Origin of the sequence: Thiobacillus sp. 65-1402 (genome assembly GCF_001897685.1) — a bacterium.
Lineage (GTDB): Bacteria > Pseudomonadota > Gammaproteobacteria > Burkholderiales > Thiobacillaceae > Thiobacillus.
The window spans coordinates 1-6,846 of record NZ_MKUG01000161.1 but is presented as its reverse complement, the minus strand read 5'-3'; the positions used below and the strand labels follow the sequence as shown (position 1 = coordinate 6,846).

4 protein-coding genes and 1 pseudogene are annotated in these 6,846 nt (G+C 63.1%); 1 reads left to right on the top strand and 4 read right to left on the bottom strand.

Annotated elements, in window-relative coordinates:
- Positions 1-215, bottom strand: a pseudogene (locus BGO62_RS12245) (mechanosensitive ion channel family protein); the annotation flags it as partial.
- Positions 216-339: 124 nt separating this feature from the next.
- On the opposite strand from BGO62_RS12245, the gene BGO62_RS12240 reads away from it, so the two are divergent.
- The gene (locus BGO62_RS12240) at positions 340-1,086 is read left to right on the top strand and encodes a sulfurtransferase (RefSeq protein WP_296642833.1); all 747 of its coding nucleotides are present in this window, start codon (positions 340-342) and stop codon (positions 1,084-1,086) included.
- A gap of 20 nt (positions 1,087-1,106) precedes the next feature.
- On the opposite strand, the gene BGO62_RS12235 is transcribed toward BGO62_RS12240, so the two are convergent.
- From BGO62_RS12235 to BGO62_RS12225, 3 genes are all read right to left on the bottom strand, one after another.
- Positions 1,107-2,174: a two-component system response regulator gene (locus BGO62_RS12235; RefSeq protein WP_296642831.1), complete on the bottom strand. Its 1,068-nt coding sequence runs from the start codon at positions 2,172-2,174 to the stop codon at positions 1,107-1,109.
- A 60-nt stretch (positions 2,175-2,234) separates the two neighbouring features.
- Positions 2,235-6,176 (bottom strand): response regulator, encoded by a 3,942-nt coding sequence (locus BGO62_RS12230; RefSeq protein WP_296642829.1) that lies wholly within the window; start codon positions 6,174-6,176, stop codon positions 2,235-2,237.
- A 112-nt stretch (positions 6,177-6,288) separates the two neighbouring features.
- Positions 6,289-6,846, bottom strand: a 558-nt coding sequence (locus BGO62_RS12225; RefSeq protein ID WP_296642828.1) for an FtsX-like permease family protein, incomplete at its 5' end; no start/stop codon positions are given.

Below are 6,846 nucleotides of genomic sequence, written 5' to 3'. Positions count from 1 at the left end.
ACCAGGATGCGCAGCATGCGCACCAGCAGCAGGCGCAGGGTGGCGTCGAGCCCGAGCTTCATCAGCATCGAGTCGGCCAGCCTGCCCACCCAGCGGCCGACGTAATAGCCCGCCGCCAGGATCAGCAGCGCCACCAGCAGCCTGGCGCCGAACTGGATGGCGAGATCGATCGCGGGTTGCTGGGCGTGTTCCAGCGTTTGCAGTTGTTCGTTCATGGTCGGCGAGAGGGGGAGGGAAGCCCGAAGGGTATCAAAACCGCCGGCCGGGCAGAACCGCTCCGTATTTATTCTGGAAGCCAGGTTTCCAGGATAATGCCGGCTTGCTGAAGGGGTTGTTACCGTGTCCGTCGTCAATATTTCCTGCTACAAGTTCGTCGCTCTCGCCGACCGCGAGGCGCTCCAGGCCGATCTTGCCGCGCGCTGCCTGGGGTTGCGCCTCAAGGGCACGATCCTGCTCGCGCCCGAGGGCATCAACGTATTCCTGGCCGGCGCGCGCGCAGCGATCGACGCCATGGTTGCCCATCTGCGGTCCGATCCGCGCTTCGCCGACCTGCAGCCCAAGGAAAGCCTGTCGGCCGAACCGCCGTTCAAGCGGATGCGGGTGCGGCTGAAGAAGGAAATCATCACCATGAAGCATCCGCTGATCCGCCCGGAAGCCGGGCGCGCGCCCTCGGTGGCGGCGGCCACGCTGAAGCGGTGGCTGGATCGCGGCTGCGACGACGCAGGCCGCCCGCTGGTGATGCTGGATACGCGCAACGACTACGAAGTCGCCGCCGGCACCTTCGAGCACGCGGTCGATTACGGCATCGGCGTCTTCAGCGAGTTTCCGCCGCGCCTGGCGGAACACCGCGCCGACTATGCCGGCAAGACCGTGGTGTCGTTCTGCACCGGCGGCATCCGCTGCGAAAAGGCCGCCATCCACATGAAGGCGGTCGGCATCGAGCACGTGTACCAGCTCGAAGGCGGCATCCTCAAGTATTTTGAGGAAGTCGGCGGCGCGCACTACCGCGGCGACTGCTTCGTGTTCGACGAGCGTGAGGCGGTGGGTGCGGATTTGCAGCCGGCAGCGGGGCGGGTGCATCGGTAAAGCGCCCCGCCAGGGCGGCCTCAGACCGGATCCAGATCCAGATCGGCCAGCGCGCCGTGGCTGTCGGAAAAGCGCTCCTTGAGCCGCAGAATTTCCGGCAACACGCTCTTGAAGGGCGGGATCAAGCCGGGATCGAAATAAGCGCCGGCCTGATCCTCGATATAGCGAGCGGCAGCGTCAACGGACCAGGCTTTTTTGTACGGGCGGTCGGAAGTGAGGGCGTCAAACACATCGGCAATTGCGACGATGCGCGCCATGAGCGGAATGTCTTCGCCTTTCAATCCCTGCGGGTAGCCGCTGCCATCCCATTTTTCATGATGACACAGCGCGATGGTGTGGGCTGCCTGAAGCAGGTCGTCGCTGTGAGTGCCGATGATGTCGGCGCCGATTTTCGCGTGCTGGCGTATGAGTTCCCATTCCTCCGGCTTGAGCTTGCCCTGGTTCAGCAAGATCCTGTCGGGGATGCCGATCTTGCCCACGTCGTGCATCGGCGAGGCGTTGAACAGAATGTCGACAGACTCTTCTCCCAGGCCTGCCGCCTGTCCAATGAGGCGGGAAAAGTGGCTCATGCGGACAATGTGGTTGCCGGTTTCGTTGTCGCGGAACTCGGCGGCGCGCCCCAGGCGCCGAATGATCTGCTGCCGGGTTTTCTTCAATTCCGCGGTGCGCTGGCTCACCAGGCGAGCGAGTTCGCGAGCCTGGTCGTACAGCGCCAGGTGGGTTTTGACTCGCGCCAGCACGATGGCCGGATTGACGGGCTTGGTGATGTAATCCACCGCCCCCAGTTCCAGGCCTTTCTCTTCGTTATCGGCCTCGCTCATCGAGGTGACGAAAATGACCGGAATGGTGCGGGTATCGGGATTGCTCTTGAGCTTTTCGCATACCTGGTAGCCGTTGAGGCCGGGCATCATGACGTCGAGCAGAATCAGGTCGGGCGGGTTGGCGGAAAAAGCAATCTTCAGGGCTTTCTCGCCGTTGAGGGCAATTCTGATTCGGTAATGGGGAAACAGTACATCGTTGAGGATGTCGATGTTTTCCGGCCTGTCGTCGACGATGAGAATGCTGCTTTGCGGGGCTGGTTCGTTCACGTTGATCCTTGAATGCCGATGAAATGGTTTACCGTTTTGGGGCCGGGCGCGGCAAAAACCTCAGGGATCTGCCGCCAAGCCCGGAATCAAGGCAATTTCTTCGACGGTTTCCAGCGCTTCTTCAAATGCGTAACGGGCGATACGTTTCTGCAGTTCGCCGGCCAGGGCGCTGTGCCCGAGCAGCTCGATCTGCCTGGCGATGCCGGGTGCTGTCCTGCCCGCGCCGGCATCGTCTTCCCGCAACTGGGAGGCCAGCAGGCGCAGTTCTGCGGCGAGGGCTGCCTTGTCCACTCCCGATGCCAGCGCTTCCGTGGCATCCCGCGCTGTCCGGGAAAGCGGCGTGGCGGCGTTTATTCTTGCGAGCAAGCCCTCAAGTTCCTGCTTCATTGGCTTCAAGGCCGCGGGCAGGCGGTCCAGCTTCCCGTGCTTGAGCAGGGCTTCGGCCTCCGCCGATTGCGCAACCAGGGCCGCGGCGCCGATATTTCCGGCCAGGCCTTTCAGGGTATGGACGAGGCGGGTGGCGCTTTCCAGATCGTGCGCCGCCAGGGCGCGGTCAATGCGCGCCAGGACGTCGGCCTGGGTGTCGGCGAAGCGATGGATCAGCCGCAGCAGCAGGTCCGTGTTGCCGCCCAGGCGCTTCAGCGCCTCGGCCAGATGCAGTCCTTCGATGGCGGGTAAATTGCCTGGCTGCGGGATGACGGATGGGACCGCACCGTCGGCTGCCGGCTGCCGCGGCTTGATCCAGCGGTGCAAGGTAATGAACAACCGGGCGATGTCGACCGGCTTGGTGATATGGTCGTTCATACCCGCCTCAAGGCATTTTTCCTTGTCACCTTCCATGGCGTTGGCGGTCGTGGCAAGAATGGGCAGATCGGCAAAGCCGCCATGCTGGCGGATCCTGCGCGTGGCTTCGAAGCCATCCATCACCGGCATCTGGCAATCCATCAGCACGCCGTCATAGGCGGTCCGCAACACCATGGCCAGCGCCTCCGCGCCGTTGTTCGCGATGTCCAGCCGAATGCCGGCCCGGCCAAGAATGTCAACGGCGATTTCCTGGTCGACGAGATTGTCTTCAACCAGCAGCAGATGGGCGCCACGCAGGGATTTTTGCGTTTCGCTGAACTCGGCCGGCGCCTCTTGCCTGGGCGGCTTGACTATCGCTTCCCGGCCGAAGGCATTGAGTATGGCGTCAAGCAGGCTGGATGGCGTCACCGGCTTGACCAGGATGTCTTCAACCCGAATATCCCCGAGGCGTTCCTGCAGCGCCTCGCGGCAGTATGCCGTCACCATGATGAAGCGCGGTGCCTGGGCAAGGCTGCCGGCACGAATATGGCGAATGGCTTCAACGCCATCCATTCCAGGCATCATCCAGTCCATGATCACCAGGCGATAGGGCATGTTCTCCTGCTGTGCCCGCCGTATCGCCTCGATGGCATCCCAGCCGTTGCTCACGGTGGCGACGTCGAATTTCAAGGAAGCAAGCAATGCGCGGAATATTTCCCGCATGCTGGCATTGTCGTCGACCACCAGAACCCGCATGCCCAGCACGTCGTCGCCGCTGACTGCCAGTTCGCGCTGCTCCGCCTTGAGGCCAAACCGCGCCGTGAAATGAAACGTGCTGCCTGCGCCGGGTTGGGAATCAACGCCGATATCGCCGTCCATCATTTCCACCAGGTGCTTGCTGATGGTCAGCCCCAGTCCGCTGCCGCCGTATTTGCGCGAAGTGGAGGAGTCGGCCTGGGTGAAGGCGCGGAACAGCTTGGCGCATTGATCCGCGGCGATGCCGATGCCGGTGTCGGCGACCTCGAAGCGCAGGCGTACGCCTTCAGGCTCGTCGCGTTCCTTGCGGACGGTCACGGTGATTTCGCCCTGCTCGGTGAACTTTATGGCGTTGTCGACAAGGTTGCTCAGCACCTGCCCCAGCCGCAAGGGATCGCCGATGAGCGCAGTGGGCACATCGGTGCCGATGTCGAACAACAGCTCGATGTGCTTGTCCTGAGCCTTGAGGACGGAGAGATCCCCGAGGTTTCCCATCACCTCCTCGAGGTAAAACTCCACCTTCTCAACGCGCACCTTGCCGGCTTCGATTCTGGAGAAATCCAGGATGTCGTTGAGGATGCCGAGCAGGTTCTTGGCGGCGGAATGGACTTTTTCGATGTAATTGCGCTGCCTGGCGTCGAGGCCGGTTCCCAGGGCAAGATGCGACATGCCCATGATGACATTCATCGGGGTGCGGATTTCATGGCTCATGCTGGCCAGGAAATCCGATTTCATTCGGGTGGTTTCTTCAGCGATCTCCTTGGCCTGGACGACGATCCGCTCGGATTCCTTCTGGACGGTGATGTCGATCAGCGTGCCGACCAGTCCGGCGGGAGAGCCGTCGCCGCTGTTAAAGCCTGCCAGCGTGTAAATGGTGGGGTGAATTCGCCCATCGGCAAACGGAATCATTATTTCTGCCGTGAAGCTGCCGCCCTCGCGGAGGATGCGCTCATTGGCCTGCTGCAAGGCCGCCCGGTCGGGGGCCGACAGCATCATGAATTCAAGCACGGCCTTGCCGACCAGGTCTTCCTCGCGGACGCCGAATGCTTCGAGAAAAGCCCGATTGAAGCCGAAGTAGCGGGCATCCACCCCCTTGAAGAACACCGGGTAGGGCAGGGTATCCATGAGCACCCGTTGGAACTCGAGCTGATCGGCGATGGCCTGCTCGATCTGCTTTCTCGGGGTGATGTCGCGCAGGACGACGCAGGCGCAGGTGCCCCAGCTCTCAATGGGCGGCATCCTGGTCAGGCCCAGTTCGATGGGGAATTCCCGGCCCGTTTTATCGACTCCGTGAAGGTCGCCGGACATGCTGCCTATGGCGACGGTTCCCCCGTCGTCCATGAACCGCTCGCGCATGGCAACGTGCAGCGCGCGCATATTCTGGGGCACCAGCAAATCGACGCAGGTGCCAACAAGCTTGCCCGCTGCATAGCTGAAAACCTCATGGGCTTTGGGATTGGCCATCATGATGATGCCGCGTCGGTTCACCACCAGCATCGCATCCGGGGAGAACTCGATGATGTGGCGGTACCAGGATTCCGCTATCTGGAATTTGGCCCGCTGGCTTTCCAGTTCGGCCATGGCATCCTGGTATTTTTTGCAGAGAGCGGGATGCATCGCCCATTTCAGGCCGGGCGACGCGATGGCCGCAATCGGTATCGCGCTCTCTCGCGAGGGGGGCTGGAGCTGCGGCGCCGGGTCCGCTGGCCGTTGTCGTGCCTTGCGGCGATAAAAGCCGAGCCATGCCGGCACAAGAAAGGACAGGCTCAGCAGCGATGCCGTCACGGCCGCTTTCATCGCGAGATCGGCTTTGCGGTCGAGTTCGTCGACCCGCTTATCAAGGCGGCGGTCAACTTTGTTCTTCGCCTTGGCGGCCGCTTCCGCGAAGGACTTTTCGGCCGCAAGATAAGGTTCGCCGTAGACCAGCGCGACAGCCCGTTCCCGGTCCCCCGCCTGGGTGGCGGCCAGGGCAAGGTTTTCCAGTGCGGTGAGGACATCGGCGTTGCGTTGGGCCGCTTCGATCAGGGCTGTTTCATCGGCGGCAAGGCCGAGTGCGGCGGGCAGGCCGGCAGCACGCCCTCGCGAGCGAGCGGCCTGCTTCTCCCTTTGGAAGGCATCGAGGTAATGCGGATCGCCGGTGACCGCATAGCCGCGTACCGAGCTGGCGAGGAGCTCGCTGCCGCGGATCAGGCGGTTCAGTTCGCGATCGCCGAGATGCAGGTCCAGCAAGGCATCCCGGCGCTCCTGGCCGAGGATGAAGGCGAGCATTACGCTCAAGGCGGTAAAACCGAGGAGGCCCAGCAGGAGCGGGGCAACAAGCTTGCTGGACTTCAATCTTTGTTCGGGTCTTTGATAAACGAGGCTTGCGACACCCTGCGTGTGCCGTCCGCTCTGGCTGATACGGGATGGACGCGATGCAGTGCCATCGCGCTGGGTGGCCGCATCGGTATCGATAGAGCGCAATTATACGGTCATTGGCAAAATTAATGTCACGGAAATGTCATGAAAATGCCATCGAACCGATCCGGCGGGCCCGGGAATGGCGCGGCAAAAGCCAGCCCGGGCCGGCCGCAATTCAATTCAGCGTTCGGATCGATTGCATCGGCGGCACCCGGGTGATGTGCCGCGTGGTGAGCCAGCCGCACGTCCCCACCAGCAGCGCGCCGGCCAGCGGCAGCGCGAGCCACAGCCACGGGTGCAACTGCGGCGGCAGGTCGAACAGGCGCTCGCCGATCAGCGCCATGGCGATTTCGGCGCAGGCGCTGGCGAGCAGGCCGGCCAGCAGGCCCAGGGCGAGAAACTCGCTCCACAGGCCGCGGGCAAGGTAGGCGTGCTGGGCACCCAGGGTGCGCAGCAGGACGGCTTCCTGGCGGCGAGCGTCGAGGCTGGCCAGCAGCGTGGCGACGACGACGGCCATGCCGGCGGCGAGCAGGAAACCCAGCAGCAGCTGAATCGCGCCGATGATCTGGGCAAACACGGCTTCGATATTGGCGATGAGCTTGTCGAGCGCGAGCACGGTGATGCCGGGGAAGGTTTTGACGAAGCCGGGCAGCACGCGGGTCGCCTGCGGCGGCACGTAGACGCTGGCAATGGCGCTGGCGGGCAGGGCATCGAGCTGGCCGGGGGCGAAAAT